This window comes from Kitasatospora sp. NPDC056184, assembly GCF_042268405.1.
GTDB lineage: Bacteria > Actinomycetota > Actinomycetes > Streptomycetales > Streptomycetaceae > Kitasatospora.
The window spans coordinates 158,597-173,164 of sequence record NZ_JBHJUI010000004.1 but is presented as its reverse complement, the minus strand read 5'-3'; the positions used below and the strand labels follow the sequence as shown (position 1 = coordinate 173,164).

Annotated in this window: 13 protein-coding genes; 5 read left to right on the top strand and 8 right to left on the bottom strand. The window is 76.8% G+C overall.

Annotated features, from left to right (window positions below; translation table 11 throughout):
* The first annotated feature begins 25 nt into the window (after positions 1 to 25).
* Both ACFC0B_RS10695 and ACFC0B_RS10690 read left to right on the top strand, forming a co-directional pair.
* The gene (locus tag ACFC0B_RS10695) at positions 26 to 694 is read left to right on the top strand and encodes a TetR/AcrR family transcriptional regulator (protein WP_376084642.1); all 669 of its coding nucleotides are present in this window, start codon (positions 26 to 28) and stop codon (positions 692 to 694) included.
* Between the two features lie 127 nt (positions 695 to 821).
* A complete protein-coding gene (locus ACFC0B_RS10690) occupies positions 822 to 2,045 on the top strand; it encodes an alpha/beta hydrolase (protein ID WP_376084640.1) in 1,224 nt (407 codons plus the stop codon).
* Between the two features lie 93 nt (positions 2,046 to 2,138).
* On the opposite strand, the gene ACFC0B_RS10685 is transcribed toward ACFC0B_RS10690, so the two are convergent.
* The 6 genes from ACFC0B_RS10685 to ACFC0B_RS10660 all read right to left on the bottom strand — a co-directional run bounded on the left by ACFC0B_RS10685 (position 2,139) and on the right by ACFC0B_RS10660 (position 10,373).
* Positions 2,139 to 2,738 carry a TIGR03086 family metal-binding protein gene (locus ACFC0B_RS10685; RefSeq protein WP_376084639.1) on the bottom strand — a complete coding sequence of 200 codons (600 nt, stop codon included), beginning with the start codon at positions 2,736 to 2,738 and terminating at the stop codon, positions 2,139 to 2,141.
* 170 nt (positions 2,739 to 2,908) lie between these two features.
* On the bottom strand, positions 2,909 to 3,664 hold the full coding sequence (locus ACFC0B_RS10680) for an SDR family NAD(P)-dependent oxidoreductase (protein ID WP_376084638.1): 756 nt from the start codon (positions 3,662 to 3,664) through the stop codon (positions 2,909 to 2,911).
* 235 nt (positions 3,665 to 3,899) lie between these two features.
* A complete protein-coding gene (locus ACFC0B_RS10675) occupies positions 3,900 to 4,673 on the bottom strand; it encodes a transglycosylase family protein (protein WP_376084636.1) in 774 nt (257 codons plus the stop codon).
* 606 nt (positions 4,674 to 5,279) lie between these two features.
* Complete coding sequence (locus ACFC0B_RS10670; protein ID WP_376084634.1) at positions 5,280 to 5,948, bottom strand: response regulator; 669 nt, start codon at positions 5,946 to 5,948, stop codon at positions 5,280 to 5,282.
* A gap of 85 nt (positions 5,949 to 6,033) precedes the next feature.
* Entirely contained in the window at positions 6,034 to 7,785 is a 1,752-nt protein-coding gene (locus tag ACFC0B_RS10665; RefSeq protein ID WP_376084632.1) for a sensor histidine kinase, read from the bottom strand.
* A gap of 113 nt (positions 7,786 to 7,898) precedes the next feature.
* Entirely contained in the window at positions 7,899 to 10,373 is a 2,475-nt protein-coding gene (locus ACFC0B_RS10660) for a SpoIIE family protein phosphatase (RefSeq protein ID WP_376084630.1), read from the bottom strand.
* A 153-nt stretch (positions 10,374 to 10,526) separates the two neighbouring features.
* Between ACFC0B_RS10660 and ACFC0B_RS10655 the strand changes: the two genes are divergently transcribed.
* The 3 genes from ACFC0B_RS10655 (at position 10,527) to ACFC0B_RS10645 (ending at position 12,958) form a co-directional block, all read left to right on the top strand.
* Entirely contained in the window at positions 10,527 to 10,865 is a 339-nt protein-coding gene (locus ACFC0B_RS10655) for a DUF4326 domain-containing protein (RefSeq protein ID WP_376084628.1), read from the top strand.
* Between the two features lie 100 nt (positions 10,866 to 10,965).
* Positions 10,966 to 12,261, top strand: coding sequence for a PQQ-binding-like beta-propeller repeat protein (locus ACFC0B_RS10650; RefSeq protein ID WP_376084626.1), 1,296 nt, complete (start codon positions 10,966 to 10,968; stop codon positions 12,259 to 12,261).
* 61 nt (positions 12,262 to 12,322) lie between these two features.
* Positions 12,323 to 12,958 carry a uridine kinase gene (locus tag ACFC0B_RS10645; protein WP_376084624.1) on the top strand — a complete coding sequence of 212 codons (636 nt, stop codon included), beginning with the start codon at positions 12,323 to 12,325 and terminating at the stop codon, positions 12,956 to 12,958.
* 46 nt (positions 12,959 to 13,004) lie between these two features.
* On the opposite strand, the gene ACFC0B_RS10640 is transcribed toward ACFC0B_RS10645, so the two are convergent.
* Positions 13,005 to 13,844 carry a DNA-formamidopyrimidine glycosylase family protein gene (locus ACFC0B_RS10640; protein WP_376084622.1) on the bottom strand — a complete coding sequence of 280 codons (840 nt, stop codon included), beginning with the start codon at positions 13,842 to 13,844 and terminating at the stop codon, positions 13,005 to 13,007.
* 48 nt (positions 13,845 to 13,892) lie between these two features.
* Positions 13,893 to 14,369, bottom strand: a complete 477-nt coding sequence (locus ACFC0B_RS10635) for a universal stress protein (RefSeq protein WP_376084621.1) — start codon at positions 14,367 to 14,369, stop codon at positions 13,893 to 13,895.
* Positions 14,370 to 14,568 lie beyond the last annotated feature (199 nt).

Below are 14,568 nucleotides of genomic sequence, written 5' to 3'. Positions count from 1 at the left end.
GCAAGTTCCACCCTAGCATGGTGGTATGTCCACGCACGCGTCCCCGACGGACCACTCCCCCGCGCCGGCCGAACAGTCGGAGCCGGCGCGCCGCACCCAGGCCGAACGGCGCGCGCGGGCCGAGCACGCGCTGCTCGCCGCCGCCGCGCGCCTGGTCGCCGAGCACGGCAGCGCCGGGGTGACCCTCGCCCGGGTCGGCGAGGAGGCCGGCTTCAGCCGCGGCCTTGCCTCGCACTACTTCGGCTCCAAGGGCGCCCTGCTGGCCCGGCTCCAGGAGGAGGCACTGGCCGAGGCGATGGCCGCCGCCGCGCCGGAGCGCAGCGGCGCTGGCGCCGTCGAGGAGCTGTGCGCCTTCGCCCGGGCCGCCTGCCTCGACGGGGTGCGGCACCCGACCGACCTCGGCCGGGCCTTCGTCGTGCTGGGCGCCGAGGCGCTCGCCGGCTCCTCCGAACTCACCGAGGCCGTCGCCCGCCTGGACGCCCGGATGCGCAGCTGGGTGGCCGAGGTGATCCGCCAGGGCGCGGCCGACGGCGAGGTCCGCCCGGAGGTCGACCCGGACGCGGCCGCGACGGCGGTGGTCGCCCTGCTCAAGGGCCTGATCGTCCAGGCCGCCACCGCGCCCGGAGCCCTCGCCCTCGACCGCGCCACCGCCGAGGCCCAGCGCTGGATCCGCCTCGCCCTCACCGCCGGCTGACCCGGCCGCACGCCCCCGCGCGCCACCGCTCCGCGCCCCTCGCGACCCGGACGGCCACCCCCCTATCGCCCGCGCGCCCCTCCCGCCTAGGGTGAGGAGGCGTCAAGGCCGTTGATCCGGAGGGTGGATGACCATGATCGGGCGCCGTTCACTGCTGACGTTCGCGGGGTTGGGCGGCGCGTCGCTCGCCCTGCCGGGCGCGACGGCGCACGCCGCGCCCGCCCCGGCGCCGTCGGCCCCCGCACGCCCCTCCCTCGCACAACCCGCCCCCGCGCGACCCGCCGCGCCGATCGACCTTCCGGCGCCGACCGCGCGGCGGACCGTCGGCACGGTGTCGCTGCACCTCGTCGACGAGGACCGGCAGGACCCGTTCGCCCCCGCGCCCGCGCCGCGCGAGCTGATGGTGCAGCTCTGGTACCCCGCGCTCGGAGCCGCCGGGCGCCCGCGCGCCCCGTACACCACGGCGCGCGTGGCGGCCGAGCTGGACCGGATCGCCCTCCTGGACGCGGGCACCATCGCCCGCCTGCGCCCGACGGCGCGGCTCGGCGCGCCGGCCGCCCCCGGGGCGCTGCCGCTGCTGCTGCTCGGCCACGGCCGCAAGGGTGGGCGCAGCAACTGCACCGCGCTGGCCGAGGAGTTGGCGGCGCACGGCTATCTGGTCGCGGCGCTCGACCACACCTACGACGCCGCCGTCGTCGAGTTCCCGGACGGCCGGCTGGTGCGCAGCGTCCTGGAGGACGATCCGGCCGACTGGGGCGCCACCGAGCGCACCGAGATCAGCACCCGGGCGGCCGATCTGCGCTTCGTCGCCACGGAGTTGACCACCGGCCGGACGACCCGCCGGCACGCCGGACTGCCGTGCGCCGACCCGGAGCGGATCGGCGTGCTCGGCCACTCGATGGGCGGCTCGGCCGCCGCCGAGGCGGTCCGGCAGGACCGGCGGTTCGCGGCGGGGCTCAACCTGGACGGCGGCCTCTTCGGCTCGCCGGTGCCGGACGAGGGGCTGGACCGGCCGTTCCTGCTGCTCACCACGCTGGAGGACCACGAGACCTGGCGGCGCTGGCGCGAGCACCAGCGCGGCTGGGGGCGGCAGTTGCTGCAGCGCGACTCCGGCCACCTGAGCTCCACCGACCTGACGTTCGCCGCCGGCCCCGGCCACCTCGCCGAGCACACCTCACCGGAGGTCGCCGCCCAGCTGCTCGGCACCATCGCCCCGGAACGGGCCGCCGAGCTGACCCGCGTCTACGTCCGCGCGCACTTCGACCGCTTCCTGCGCGGCCGCCCGTCGCCGCTGCTGGACGCGCCGGTGCCCCGTTACCCGGAGATCTCCATCGTCTGGAGCCGCGGCTGAGCCGGGCGCCCGACCCGCCCGGCGCCGCCCGCCCCGGCCGGGCACGGCTCGGCGCCGCCCGACACCGCTCGGCGCGGCCGACCCCGCCCGGTGCTACCCGACGGCTGCGGGGTCGCGGCCGAAGAAGGCGGCGAGCCGGTCGTACACCGGCGCGTCCCCGGCGATCGCGACCTCCGGCCCGAAGGCGTGCCGCTCCTCCTCGCTCCCCCGGTACTCCGGCCGCAGCGCGCCGCGCCCCCAGGCGAGCGAGGCCTCGGCCACCTCGTGGTCCAGCCCGGCCGTGGACTGGCCGGTGGCGCGGGCGAGGTCCCAGGCGTGCACCGCGAACTCGGCGGTCTGCTGGTCCACCGGGAAGCGGGCCGGCAGCTCGCCGGCGCCGGGGATCTCGATGACGCCGTCGAGGCCTCCGGCCTCCCGCCAGGCGGCCACCAGCCGTTCGGCCCCGGCCTCGAAGCGGTGCAGCCAGTCGTCCTCGACCCGCTCGAAGGGCTCCGACCAGTCGGGCGTGCCGCCCTCCGCCCGGACGGTGAACTGCCGCAGGTCGTGCAGCAGATGGCTGATCAGCTGTCCGACGTCCCAGGAGCGGCAGGCGGTCGGGTGGCCGGCCTGCTCGACTCCGGCGCCGTCGACCAGACCGGCGGTCTGCGCGAGGGCGCGGGCGAGCAGCTCGATCGGGTCTTCCACTCCGGTCATGACGCACCTCTCCGTCGTCGGGGCCGCACCGGCCCCTCACTCGGGACCCGCACACCGGCGCGCGCCGCGGACGCGCGCCGGTGGACGTGGTCGGACCGGCCGATCGTAAACGGGAGCACCGACAGCCGGCCCGGAGCAACACCCCGGGCCGGCCGCCGGCGCGGCGGGGGTCAGACGGCGAAGCCGCCGTCCACGGCGATCTCGGCGCCCGTGATGTAGCGGCCCTCGGCACCCGCCAGGTGCGCGACGGTCGCGGCGACGTCGGCCGGCCGGCCGAAGCCGCCGACCGCGGTGAAGCCGGACTGGAACCCGGCCGACGGGCCGTCCGCCGGGTTCATGTCGGTGTCGATCGGGCCGGGGTGGACCAGGTTGACGGTGATCCCGCGCGGTCCCAACTCCCGGGCCAGCGCCTTGGTGAGCCCGATCACGGCGGCCTTGCTGGTGGCGTAGAGGCTGCCGCCGGGGAAGGCGGCCCGCTTGGCCATGCAGCTGCCGATGGTCACGATCCGGCCGCCCTCCGCCAGGTGGGCGGCGGCGGCCTGGGCGTACAGGTAGGGCGCCCGGACGTTGACCTCCAGCACCCGGTCGACATCGGCCAGACCGGTCTCCTCGATCGGGGCGACGAAGCCCGCCCCGGCGTTGTTGACCAGGATGTCGAGCCGCCCGAACCGCTCGGCCACCGCCGCGACGGCGGCGCGCACCTCCTCCGGGTCCGCACTGTCGGCCCGGATCGCCCAGCCGCGCCGGCCCATCGCGGTGATCTTGGCCGCGACCGCCTCGGCCCGTTCGGCGCTGCCCAGGTACGTCACCGCCACATCGGCGCCCTCCTCGGCGAGCCGCAGCGCCACGGCCTCCCCGATGCCCCGGCTTCCGCCGGTCACCAGGGCCGCCCTGCCGTCGAGCTTCGGAAGCGTGGTCGTCGTCATATCGTCAGAACTCCTCAGGTCGTTCGCGGACATGACTCGATCCTCGGCCCGCGCGGCCCGTGGGTCCGGCGGTATTCGGACGTCGCGTTCAACGTTCAACTACCGTCGGTGGAAGCACCTCGCGCCGCCCGCGACACGCCGTACGGCCACCCCCGGGGAAAGGGGTGGCCGTACGGACCCCGGGCAGGGGGTGCCGGGGCGTGGTGCGTCAGGGGGACGGGGTCACCGGGCGGTGTCAGACCGACAGGGTCTGGCCCGGGAAGATCAGGTGGGGATTGGTGCCGATCGCCTTGAGGTTCCGGGCGTGCAGTGCGGCCGTGTCGAGGCCGAACTTCGCCGCGATCCCGCTCAGCGTGTCGCCGCTCTTGACGGTGTAGCCGCCGCCCGCGGCGTTCCGGTCGGGAGCGGCGGGCTTCGGGGCGGGCTTGGCGGCGGGAGCGGCGGGCTTCGCGGCCCCCTGCGCCGGGGCCTGGGACGGGGCCGCCGGAGCCTTGCGGGGGGTCGGCTTCTGGGCCTGGGCCGGGGCCTGCTTGGCCGGCGGCTGCGCCTTGGGCGCCGGGGCGGGCGCGTCGCCGGCGTCGGCCGGCGCGCCGCCCTTGCGGAGGCCCGCCTTCGCCGAACAGACCGGCCAGGCGCCGGGGCCCTGCTTGGCGAGGACCTTCTCGGCGACCGAGATCTGCTGCTCCCGGCTCGCCTGGTGGGCCTGGGGGGCGTACGCGGTGCCGCCGTACGACCGCCAGGTGGAGGGGGTGAACTGGAGTCCGCCGTAGAAGCCGTTGCCGGTGCTGATGCCCCAGTTGCCGCCGCTCTCGCACTTGGCGACGACGTCCCAGGACGAGGCGGGGGCGGCGGCGGCCGAGGTGGCCGTGACGAGGCCGGCCACCGGCAGCGCCGCCACGGCGGCGCCCGCCACGACAGCCATCCGGACCCGGTTGCGCCTGGCGGTGCTGTTGGTGCCGGTGGAGCTGTCGACGGTGGTGGAAGCGGCGGTCTCGTGACGGGGATCCATGGAATTCCTCTCGGCAAGCCCCGGGCAGGCGTGCGGAACCAGGCCCCTGCCGGGGCCGGCTGTCGCTCCCTCACTCGACGGGCGGCCGGGCACGTGTCCGACGTGCCGTACCGCCCCAGCCACCCTCCGCTCGCCGACGACCTGTTCGAGCCGGTCGCGTCGACGGGCACCGCCCTCGCGCCGGTGGTCAGTCGGCGGGCGGTGCGTCGGGGGTGAACCCGGGTGGTGCTCGCTGCACCGCCAAAGAAGCTAAGGGCGGTCACCCGGCCGCATCAAGCAATTCTTGGACGCCGCAGGTCAGTTGACCGTTACCGGCGGTATCGATCATGTAATCGACCTGGAAACGACCGGCTTTGACCGCATTTCCCGGCCCAAACGGTCGTTTTCCGTGCCCTCACTCACACCCGGCCGGCGGTCGCGCCACCCGCTTCATCGACAAATCGCTACCTCCACCTGACGCGCCGTCACCGGGCGGACCGGAGTTCCCGATTCCCTCCGCCGCCGATGTGGCCTTCACCACTCCCGCTACCGAGCGTGACCGGGACATCGCCCAGCGCATGGCACACGACCCGTCCGCGCACGGAGCGAACGGGCCGTCAGCGGGCCTCAGCCGACGCCGTCCAGCCCCGCGTCCCGGGCCAGCAGCGCCGCCTGCACCCGGTTGTCGCACCCCAGCTTGGCCAGGATCCGGCTGACGTACGTCTTCACCGTCGCCTCGCTCATGTGGATCCGGGCCCCGGCGTCCGCGTTGGACAGGCCCTCCCCGAGCAGCGCCAGCACGTCCAGCTCCCGCCCGGTCAGCACCTCCAGCCGCCGCCGGGCCTCCGCCCCGCGCGCCGCCGCCGGCCCGGAGCGCCCGTCCGCCATCGAGTCGACGATGTGCCGGGTCGCCGCGGGCGACAGGAAGGCCTGCCCGGTGGCGGCCGCCCGGACGGCCTGGATCAGCTCGCCCGGCGCGGTGTCCTTCAGGAGGAAGCCCGCACCGCCGTCGCTCACGGCGCGCAACACGTTCTCGCGCTCCCCGAAGGTGGTGAGGATCAGCGCCCGCGCGCCGGGGGCGGCCTTCGGCAGTTCGGCGAGCGCCGTCAGACCGTCCATCACCGGCATCTGGATGTCCAGCAGGACGACGTCCGCCCGGTGCGCGCGGGCCAGTTCCAGCGCCTGCCGGCCGTCCCCGGCCTCCGCCACCACGTCGATGTCGTCGGCGGAGGACAGGATCATCCTGATCCCGGCCCGGATGAGCGGCTCGTCGTCGGCGACGAGGACTCGTATCACTGGCGGTCATCCCCTTGTGCTGGTCCTGGCGGCGCGCCACCGGCGCGGCCGGCCGCGCCGGGGACCATCCTCACACCCCTCCGGGTCACTGGTTCACCCGGTAGTGCTGCTTGTCGACCAGCACGCCGTCCTTGAAGCAGAAGCGGACGGCGTTCTGGTCGTCCCAGCCGCCCGTCGAATCGTCGGACAGGAAGTAGCGGCAGACCGACCCGACCGGCGGCGTGGGCCCGGTGCCCCGCAGGTTCTGGGTGAAGAAGTCGCTGCCCGAGGGCAGCTTCCGCTTCACCTCCTCCTCCGGATCGCCGACCCGCACCGCCTCGAACACCGGCCGGTCGACCGTGGCGTTCTCGGCGGACCGGATGAACCCGGCGATGCCCCAGACCAGCAGTCCGAGGACGGCCAGCAGCACCACCGCACCCCCGACCGCGCAGCCGAGCGCCGGGCTCCGCCGCTTCGCCGGCGCGGCCGCGACCGGCGGCACGCCGTCGAGTGCCCAGGCCGGCACCGCCTCCGCGCCCGGAGCGCCGAGCGCACCCGGCGCGCCGTCCGCGCCGGCGCCCGCGGCCGCGCTCCCGGCGCCGGCGTTCGGCTCCGCGCCCGCGTAGGGCAGCACGGCCGCCAGCCGGAACCCCGCCTCGGTCGTCGGCCCGGCGTGCACCATCCCGCCCACCAGTCGCGCCCGCTCGCGCAGACCGGTGAGCCCCTGGCCGCCGCTGACCGCCGGGGCGCCGCCGGAGCGCACCCCCACCGGCACGGGCGCCGCCGGGTTCACCACCTCCACCACCAGCGCGTCCGGCTCGTACCGGAGTGCGACCGTGATCGGCGCGCCGGGGGCGTGCTTGTGCGCGTTGGTGAGCGCTTCCTGCACGACCCGGTACGCCGCGTGACCGGCGGACGCGGTCAGCGCACGGCGCTCACCGTCCCGGACCAGGGCGACCTCGGTGCCCGCCGCCCGGGAGGAGGCGACCAGCCCGTCGATCCCGTCCACCCCGCCCGTCCCGGCACCCCCGGCCCCGGCCCCGGCGGCCGGGGACTCGACGACCGCCGCAGCACCCGGCGCGGACGGCACCGCCGTCGACTCGTCGTGCAGCACCCCGACCACCTCGCGCAGCTCGCGCATCGCCGTGACCGCCGCCAGCCGCAGCACCCCGACCGCCTCCCGCTGCCGGTCGGTGAGGGTGCGGTCGACCTCCAGCGCCCCGGTGTGCACCGAGATCAGGGCCAGCTGGTGACCCAGGCTGTCGTGCATGTCCTGGGCGATCCGGTGCCGCTCGCGCAGCCGCGCCTGGTGCGCGACCATCGCGCGCTCACGCAGCAGCTGCTCGTTGCGCTCGTGCAGCGCGTCCATCAGCTCCAGGCGCTGCGCCCGGTAGCGGCCCCAGAGCGCGGGCAGCACCGCGAACAGCAGGTAGCCGCCCAGCGAGAACCCGACGATGAGCTTGACCGGCAGCTCCCCGGCGTCCTTCGCCACGCCCAGGACCGTCGTCAGCACCCAGCCGACGGCGAAGGACCCGACCAGTACGGCGACCCGGCGCACCCGGGCACCGGCCGACCAGCCGGCGCAGACCATCAGCAGCAGCGGTCCGCCACCGAGCCCGCTGGCCGCCGCGGTGAGCACCAGCACGGTCGCGGGCAGGCCGCGGCGCAGCAGGAAGAGGACGGCGACCGCCGGGCCCATCATCAGCGCCAGCCCGGAGCGGCTGGCCACCTCGATCAGCACGGCGAGCCCGCCGAGCAGCAGCGCGCCCACCCCCTCCCGCAGCACGGTCCCGAACCCCCAGGGCCCGGGCAGTGCCGTCCGTACCGCCTTCGACCAGGCCCTCGCTATCGCGTCCACCCGTCGAGGCTAACGAGGCGACCGCGCCGACCGCCGCCACCGTTCGTCGCTGCGGGGGCCGACGAAAGTCGCTCCGCGCGGCGGCGCGCCGCCTCAGCGGTGCACGGTCGGCATCAGCGGTACGCGGTGAGCAGCAGCGCGATGTCGTCCACCCGGTGCGTGGAGCCGAGCTCGTCCAGCACCCGGTCGGCCAGCCCCTCCGGCCCCTCCCTCGCCGTCCACCCGGCGTCCGGGCCGGTCAGGGCGGCGCACAGCCGCTCCACGCCCTCGTCGATCGCCGCCGCCGGGTCCTCGACCAGGCCGTCCGTGTACAGCGCGAGCACCGAGCCGGGCTCCAGCACCAGCGGGCTGACCGGGTACGCGGCCTCCCGGTCCACACCCAGCAGCGGCCCGCCCGGCACCTCCAGCGCCTCCGCCCGCCCGTCCGGGTACCGCAGCACCGGCGGCACGTGGCCCGCCCGGGCGACCAGGGCGGTGCCGTCCCCCGGGGTGAGCCGCACCAGGCAGCAGCTGGCGAGCAGCCCCGGGTCGAGGTCGAGCAGCAGCTGGTTGGTGCGGGCCAGCACCTCGTCCGGCGGGTGGCCGCCGGTGGCGAAGGCCCGGACGGCGCTGCGCAGCTGGCCCATGGTGGCGGCCGCGCCCACGCTGTGGCCCTCGACGTCGCCGATGACCAGGCACAGGTCCCGGCCGGTGACGACGGCGTCGTACCAGTCGCCGCCGATCTCCATGCCCTGGGTGCCGGGCAGGTAGCGGGCCGCGATCCGGACCTCCTCCAGGTGCGGCAGCCGGTGCGGCAGCAGGGCCTGCTGGAGGCCCCTGGCCAGGGTGAACTCGGCGTCGTACAGCCGGGCGCGCTCCAGCGCCTGGGCGATGAAGCCGGCCAGCGCGGTGAGCAGGCCGCGCTCCTCCAGGGTGAAGACGCGGGGCCGGTCGAAGCCGAGGATGCAGCTGCCGACCGCGTGGCCGGAGGCGATCAGCGGCAGGAACGCCCACGCCCCCATGTCGTCCAGGGTGAGGCCGGGGTAGGCGGCGGCCAGCTCGTCGACCGACTCGAAGAAGATCGGGGTGCCGCTGCTGAGGGTCTCCGCGCCGGGGACCCGGGTGTCGACCGGGATGCCCTCGAAGCGGTCGAGGAAGCCGTCGGGGTAACCGCTCTGCGAGACCAGGTGCAGCCGCTTGTCCCGCACCGCGTACATCGCGAGCTCCTGTCCGCCGAGTGCCGGGAGGATCTCGTCGGCCACCGCCCGGCACACCTCGCGGGCGGTGACCGCCTCGCTCAGCGCGCTGGCCAGCTGGAGCAGGTGGTACATGGCGCCGAGGCCGGTCCAGGCGCCGGGCGGGGCGGGTTCGGCCGGCGCCGCGGCGGCGTCCGGCGGCGGTTCGGCGGCGACCACCCGGCCGGTGACGCCGTGCGCGTCGGGGTACAGCGAGATGGCCAGCCAGCTGTCCGGCGGGCGCAGGGCGAGGAACGCGGTCGGCTGCTGGGAGAGCACCGCGGCCCGGTAGCGGTTCTCGTACACCGGGTCGGAGAGCCAGGGCAGCACCTGCCACGGGTGGTGGCCGAGCAGGTCCTCGCGGCGGGCCTGCAGCAGCAGCTCGACGCTGTGGTTGGCGTAGGTGATCCGGCCGTCCGGGTCCATCGAGAAGACGCCCTCGCGCAGGCGCTCCACGGCGGCGGCCGCGGCGGTACCGGTCCGGGTGTCGAGGACGGCGCCGACCAGCCGGCCCCACTGCTCGGGGGCGTTGTGCGGCACCCGGGCCCAGAGTTCGACGGGATAGGGGTGGCCGTCGCGGTCCAGCACCCGCAGCCGGGCGGCGAGCACCCGGTCCCCGTCGAGGGCGCCGCGCACGGCGGCCCGGAACTCGGGCAGGTCGCCGGGGGCGATCCGGGCGGACACGGTGTCGGCGCGGCCGTCGAAGTCCCCGGGGGCGAGGCCGAAGATCTCGCAGAACTGGTCGTCGGCGGTGACCGTGCCGGCCAGCACGTCCCAGTCGAACAGGCCCACCCGGGTGGTCGGTGCGGACGGCGGCGTGAGCTCCACCACCGTGGTCTCGCCGTTCGGCTCCACCGTGTGGCCGTCCGCCTCCAGTCCGGCCAGGCCGCCGGCCAGCCGGTCGGCCACGGCGCGCAGGTGGCGGCGCGCCCCCTCGGGCACGCCGTCGCCCGAGGCCGGCCACAGCGCACCCAGCACCCCGTAGGTCTCCTCGCCCACCCGGACCGGGACCCAGGCGGAGGCGAAGTCGTACGGCAGGCCGAGGGCCAGCTGCGGGAAGCGGCGCATGGTGTCCTCGGTGTCGGCGAGCAGCACCGTGCGGCCGGTGCGGTAGCCGACCGCGACCGGCAGCGGGCCGGCGGCGGCGATCCGCCGGAACGGGCCGAGGACGGACAGCGGCACGCCCGCGACGGCGCAGAGCACCAGCGAGCGGCGGTCCCGGGAGCGCAGGTGGAGGGTCGCGCCGTGCGCGTCCGTCCCGCCGAGCACCGTGCGCACGGCCGAGGTCAGCAGGGCGTCCCGGTCGCGGGCCGCCCACTCCTCCGGGGGCAGCGCGAGGTACTCGCGGAGGCGGTGCGGCTCGGGTCGCACCACCCGGGCACCGCCGCCGCTCGGTCGCGGACCGGGCGGGTCCGCCGGTACACCCTCGCGCATCCTCTCTTGCTACGCCGGGCCCCGGGGGCTGTCAAGGCGAGCCCCACCCGTCCCGGGGTGCCCGGCCGCCCCGGCTGCGCCACCATCGACCCCATGACGCCCCGCACCCCCGGCCCCGGCCCGACCACCGTGGTCAACCTCAAGGGCCACCGCGACGACCCCGCGTTCGCCGACGTGGTCTACGTCGGCCGGGCGATGCACCGGGGCGGCTGGCACCTCGCCGAGTCCCCGCTGCACTGCCCGTACCGCCCAGGCCCGGACCTCTCGCGCGAGGAGATGCTGGTCAGGTACCGCGCCCACCTCCTCGCCCGCCCCGGGCTCCTCGCCCTCGTCCCCGACCTGCGCGGCCACCGCCTCGGCTGCTGGTGCGCGCCCCTCCCCTGCCACGCCGACGTCCTCGCCGACCTCGCCGACCACGGCCTCCCGTCCTGACCGCGCGCCCCGGGCGGGCGGGGCGGCCGGGGCGGTGTGGGTATTCTCCCTGGACAGCGCAGCGCGAAACGGCTGCCCCGGGGGAGACGAGTACCGACGTATGGGGTCCACACCGTCCGATCGTTCGGCGGACGAGGCGTCCTGGCAGTGGGACGGGGAGGACGAGGGCCGCGCCACCGGTGCGCCCGGCGACGTGGTGAGCGGGGGCTCGGACGGTGACGGGCCCCGGCCGACCCGGCGCCGGCTGCTGACCGGAGCCGGGGTGCTCGCCGCGGGCGCCGCCCTCTGGGGGGTGTCCCGGGCGGTGGACGGGTCGGAGCCCGCGCCGCCGAAGCCGCGGCCGCTGCCCACCCGGGTGTCCGGCCCGGAAGCGACCTGGGTCCACCGGGGCACCGAGCCGATGTCGCCGGGCCGGCTGAACGGCCGGCTCTTCGCGCCCTCCTACGTCACCCGCAGCGGCATCCACCTGCTCGACCCGGAGACCGGCACCGTGACCGGCGGCGTCGAGGCCGCCGCGCCGAAGGGCTCTCCGGACGACAGCCCGCTGATCGTCGGGGCGGGCCGGCTGTTCACCGCCTCGACCGGCCACGTCGACGCCCGGACGCTGGTCGGCCCCGCCGCGAGCTGGAGCCTGCCGCTGCCCCCGGAGCTGGGCGACGGGATCACCCTGCTCGGCTGCGACGGCAACCAGGTGTACGGCCGCGTCGGACGCAGGTCCGACCCGGGCGGCACCCTGTTCGCGATGGACGCCGCCGGCAAGGGCCTGGTCTGGTCGCGCCCGGCCGCCGAGCGCGGCGAGCTCGTGGTCACCGTGATGGACACCGGTGCGGGCCGGCTGCTCGCCTGGGACGCCGACCCGACCGCCGGCCTCGCGCTGCTGGACGGCGCCACCGGCCGCCGGCTCTGGTCCACGGCGAACACCGGGGTCTCCTGGTCCGCCTTCGACCAGCGGCACGTCTACCTCCCGGCCGGGTCGGGCGGCGTCCAGGCGCTCCGGCAGGAGGACGGCACGCCGCACTGGTCGGTGCTCCCCCGGCCCGGTGAGGAGTGGCGCGCCCTGCCGCCGGTGAGCGACGAGTTCCGGGTCTACGTGCTGCGGGACAACGGGCTGGTCACCGCGCACGCGGCGGACGGCGGCGAGCAGGTCTGGCAGCTCCAGCTGCCGTTCCGGCTCGACCGGCGCTGCCGCCCGCTGCTCACCAGCACGGCCCTGGCGGTCCCGGGTCCGGCCGACGGGGGCGTCCAGTTGATCACGACGGAGTCCGGCCGGGTGTTCACGGCCTTCGCGGACTCCGGTCCCGGGGTCGACGTCTGGTCGGTGTCCAGCGACGGCACCCGGCTGTTCGCGGGCCACGACAGCACGCTCTACTGCCTGGGCGCCCTGCCCGTGCCCTGAAGGTCCGCGCCGTTCGAGGACGAGCGCCGCCCGACCCGTTCCCCCGACGCAGGATGATGCCGTGCCGATTCGCCCGATCTCGCCCGACCGGCTGGTCGAACTGCTCACCGACCGGATCGCCGCGCTGCCCGGAGCCGGCGGGCGCCGGCTGCGGGTGGCCGTGGACGGTGCCGCGGCCGCCGCCCCGGGGGCGCTCGCGGACGCCCTGGTCGAGCCGCTGCGGCTGCGCGGCCTCCCGGCGCTGCGGGTCGCGGCGGCGGGGTTCCTGCGCCCGGCCTCGATCCGGTTGGAGTACGGCCGGCACGACCCTGACGCCTTCCACGACCTCTGGCTCGACGACGGCGCGCTGCTGCGCGAGGTGCTGGACCCGCTGGAGCCGGGCGGCACCGGCCGGGTGCTGCCCTCGCTGCGGGATCCGGTGACGGACCGCGCCACCCGCGCGCCCTACACCGAGCTGGCGCCCGGCGGGGTGCTGCTGCTGGACGGCGCGCTGCTGCTGGGCCGGTGGCTGCCGCTGGAGCTGACGGTCCACCTGGCGCTCTCCCCGGCGGCGCTGGCCCGGCGGACGGCGCCGGAGGAGCGGTGGACGCTGCCCGCGTTCGCCCGCTACGAGGCCGAGACCGTCCCGGCCGAGGTGGCCGACCTCACCGTCCGCTGCGACGACCCGCGCCACCCGGCCCTGGTGGAACCCGCCTGACCCGGCCGGCCCGCGGGTGCGCCCGCCGCGGCCGCCCGGACGGCCCTCAGCGCCCGCGCCGTCCGGGCGGCCCCGAGCGCCCGGAGCGGACCACGGGGGCCGGCCCGCGCTGACAGGACGGACACCAGTAGGCGGGCCGCTGCTGCGGGGCCGTGCCGTGCTCGGCCGTCAGCACCGTGCTGCCGCAGCGCGCGCAGGGCCGCCCGGCCCGGTCGTAGACCCACTGCTGGTGGCCGCGCCGGGTGTCGCCGGTGGTGACGTGGCCGGAGCGCAGCCGGTTGGCGTCGAGGAGCTGGTGGGCGCGGGCCAGCAGGCGGTCGGCGCTCGGGAGTTCGCCGACCGGTGTCCACGGGGTGACACCGGCCAGGTAGCAGAGCTCGTTGGCGTACACGTTGCCGATGCCGGCCAGGTTGCGCTGGTCGAGGAGGGCCTCGGCGACCGGCCGGCCGGGGTGGGCGAGCAGCCGGCGGACGGCCTCGGCCCGGTCCCAGTCGGGCCCCAGCAGGTCCGGTCCGAGGTGGCCGACGGCGCGCTGCTCGTCGCCGGTGCGCAGCAGTTCGACGACCGGCAGCCGGTAGCCGACGGCGGTGCCCCGCTCGGTGCCGAGAACGGCGCGGACCTGGTGCAGCGGCGCGCCGGTCCAGCGTTCGCCGGGGCGGAAGACCACCCAGCGGCCGTCCATCCGCAGGTGGGTGTGCAGGGTGAGGCCGCCTTCGAGGCGGGTGAGCAGGTGCTTGCCGCGCGGGACCACCTCCAGCACCCGGCGTCCGGCGAGGTCGGCGGTGGCGTGGGCGGGCACCCGCAGCTCGCCGGTGGTCAGCACCTGACCGGCGAGGGCCGCGTGCAGGCGGGCCGCGGCGCGGAAGACGGAGTCACCTTCTGGCATGCCTCCATCCTGCCTCCGCGCGGCGGCCCGCCGCAGCCGCGCCGGCGATCACGCCGCGGCGTCGCCCCCGCTCTCGTCCTCGCCCGCGCCGTGGCGGACCACCACCACCGGGCAGGGGGCGTGCTCGGTGAGGTGGCGGCTGACCGAGCCGAGCAGGGCGCCGGTGAATCCGCCGAGGCCGCGGCTGCCGACCACGGCCAGCGCGGCGCCGCGCGAGGCCTCCAGCAGGGCCTGGGCGGCGTTGCCGGGCTTCACCGACTCGGTGATCCGCACGTCGGGCTCGGCCCCGACGACCCGGGCGACGGTGTCGGAGAGGGTCTTGCCGGCCAGTTCCTCGGGGTTGAACTCGGGGGCGGGCACGCTCGCCCCGGCCCATCCGTAGAACGCCGGGTACTCCCAGGCGGCGACGGCGTGGACGGTGCCACCGGTCAGCCGGGCGTAGTCGACCGCCCAGCGCAGCGCCCGCTCCGAGGCGGGTGAGCCGTCGACACCGACGACGATCCTGGGGTTCGCGCTGTTGGCCATGTCGCTCCTCCTTGCTCGACGTGCTGCCTTGCCCTCCAAACATAGATCAACAGGGACATTTGTCCGCCAATTGCCGCGCCGATCGGTTCGTACACCTCCGAAACCGGTACTGGCGGGGGGGGGGGGGGGGAGCCCCCCCCCCCCCCCCCGGGGGGGGGGGCGGGCCGGGGGGCGGGGGGGCCCGGGGGGGCGCGCCCGG

What these genes read in the sequence shown, in the direction of transcription:
- ACFC0B_RS10650 (WP_376084626.1), top strand. Translation starts at nt 10,966, where the DNA reads ATGGGGTCCACACCGTCCGATCGTTCGGCGGACGAGGCGTCCTGGCAG.
- ACFC0B_RS10640 (WP_376084622.1), bottom strand. Translation starts at nt 13,844, where the DNA reads ATGCCAGAAGGTGACTCCGTCTTCCGCGCCGCGGCCCGCCTGCACGCG.
- ACFC0B_RS10675 (WP_376084636.1), bottom strand. Translation starts at nt 4,673, where the DNA reads ATGGATCCCCGTCACGAGACCGCCGCTTCCACCACCGTCGACAGCTCC.
- ACFC0B_RS10690 (WP_376084640.1), top strand. Translation starts at nt 822, where the DNA reads ATGACCATGATCGGGCGCCGTTCACTGCTGACGTTCGCGGGGTTGGGC.
- ACFC0B_RS10695 (WP_376084642.1), top strand. Translation starts at nt 26, where the DNA reads ATGTCCACGCACGCGTCCCCGACGGACCACTCCCCCGCGCCGGCCGAA.
- ACFC0B_RS10680 (WP_376084638.1), bottom strand. Translation starts at nt 3,664, where the DNA reads ATGACGACGACCACGCTTCCGAAGCTCGACGGCAGGGCGGCCCTGGTG.
- ACFC0B_RS10685 (WP_376084639.1), bottom strand. Translation starts at nt 2,738, where the DNA reads ATGACCGGAGTGGAAGACCCGATCGAGCTGCTCGCCCGCGCCCTCGCG.
- ACFC0B_RS10655 (WP_376084628.1), top strand. Translation starts at nt 10,527, where the DNA reads ATGACGCCCCGCACCCCCGGCCCCGGCCCGACCACCGTGGTCAACCTC.
- ACFC0B_RS10635 (WP_376084621.1), bottom strand. Translation starts at nt 14,369, where the DNA reads ATGGCCAACAGCGCGAACCCCAGGATCGTCGTCGGTGTCGACGGCTCA.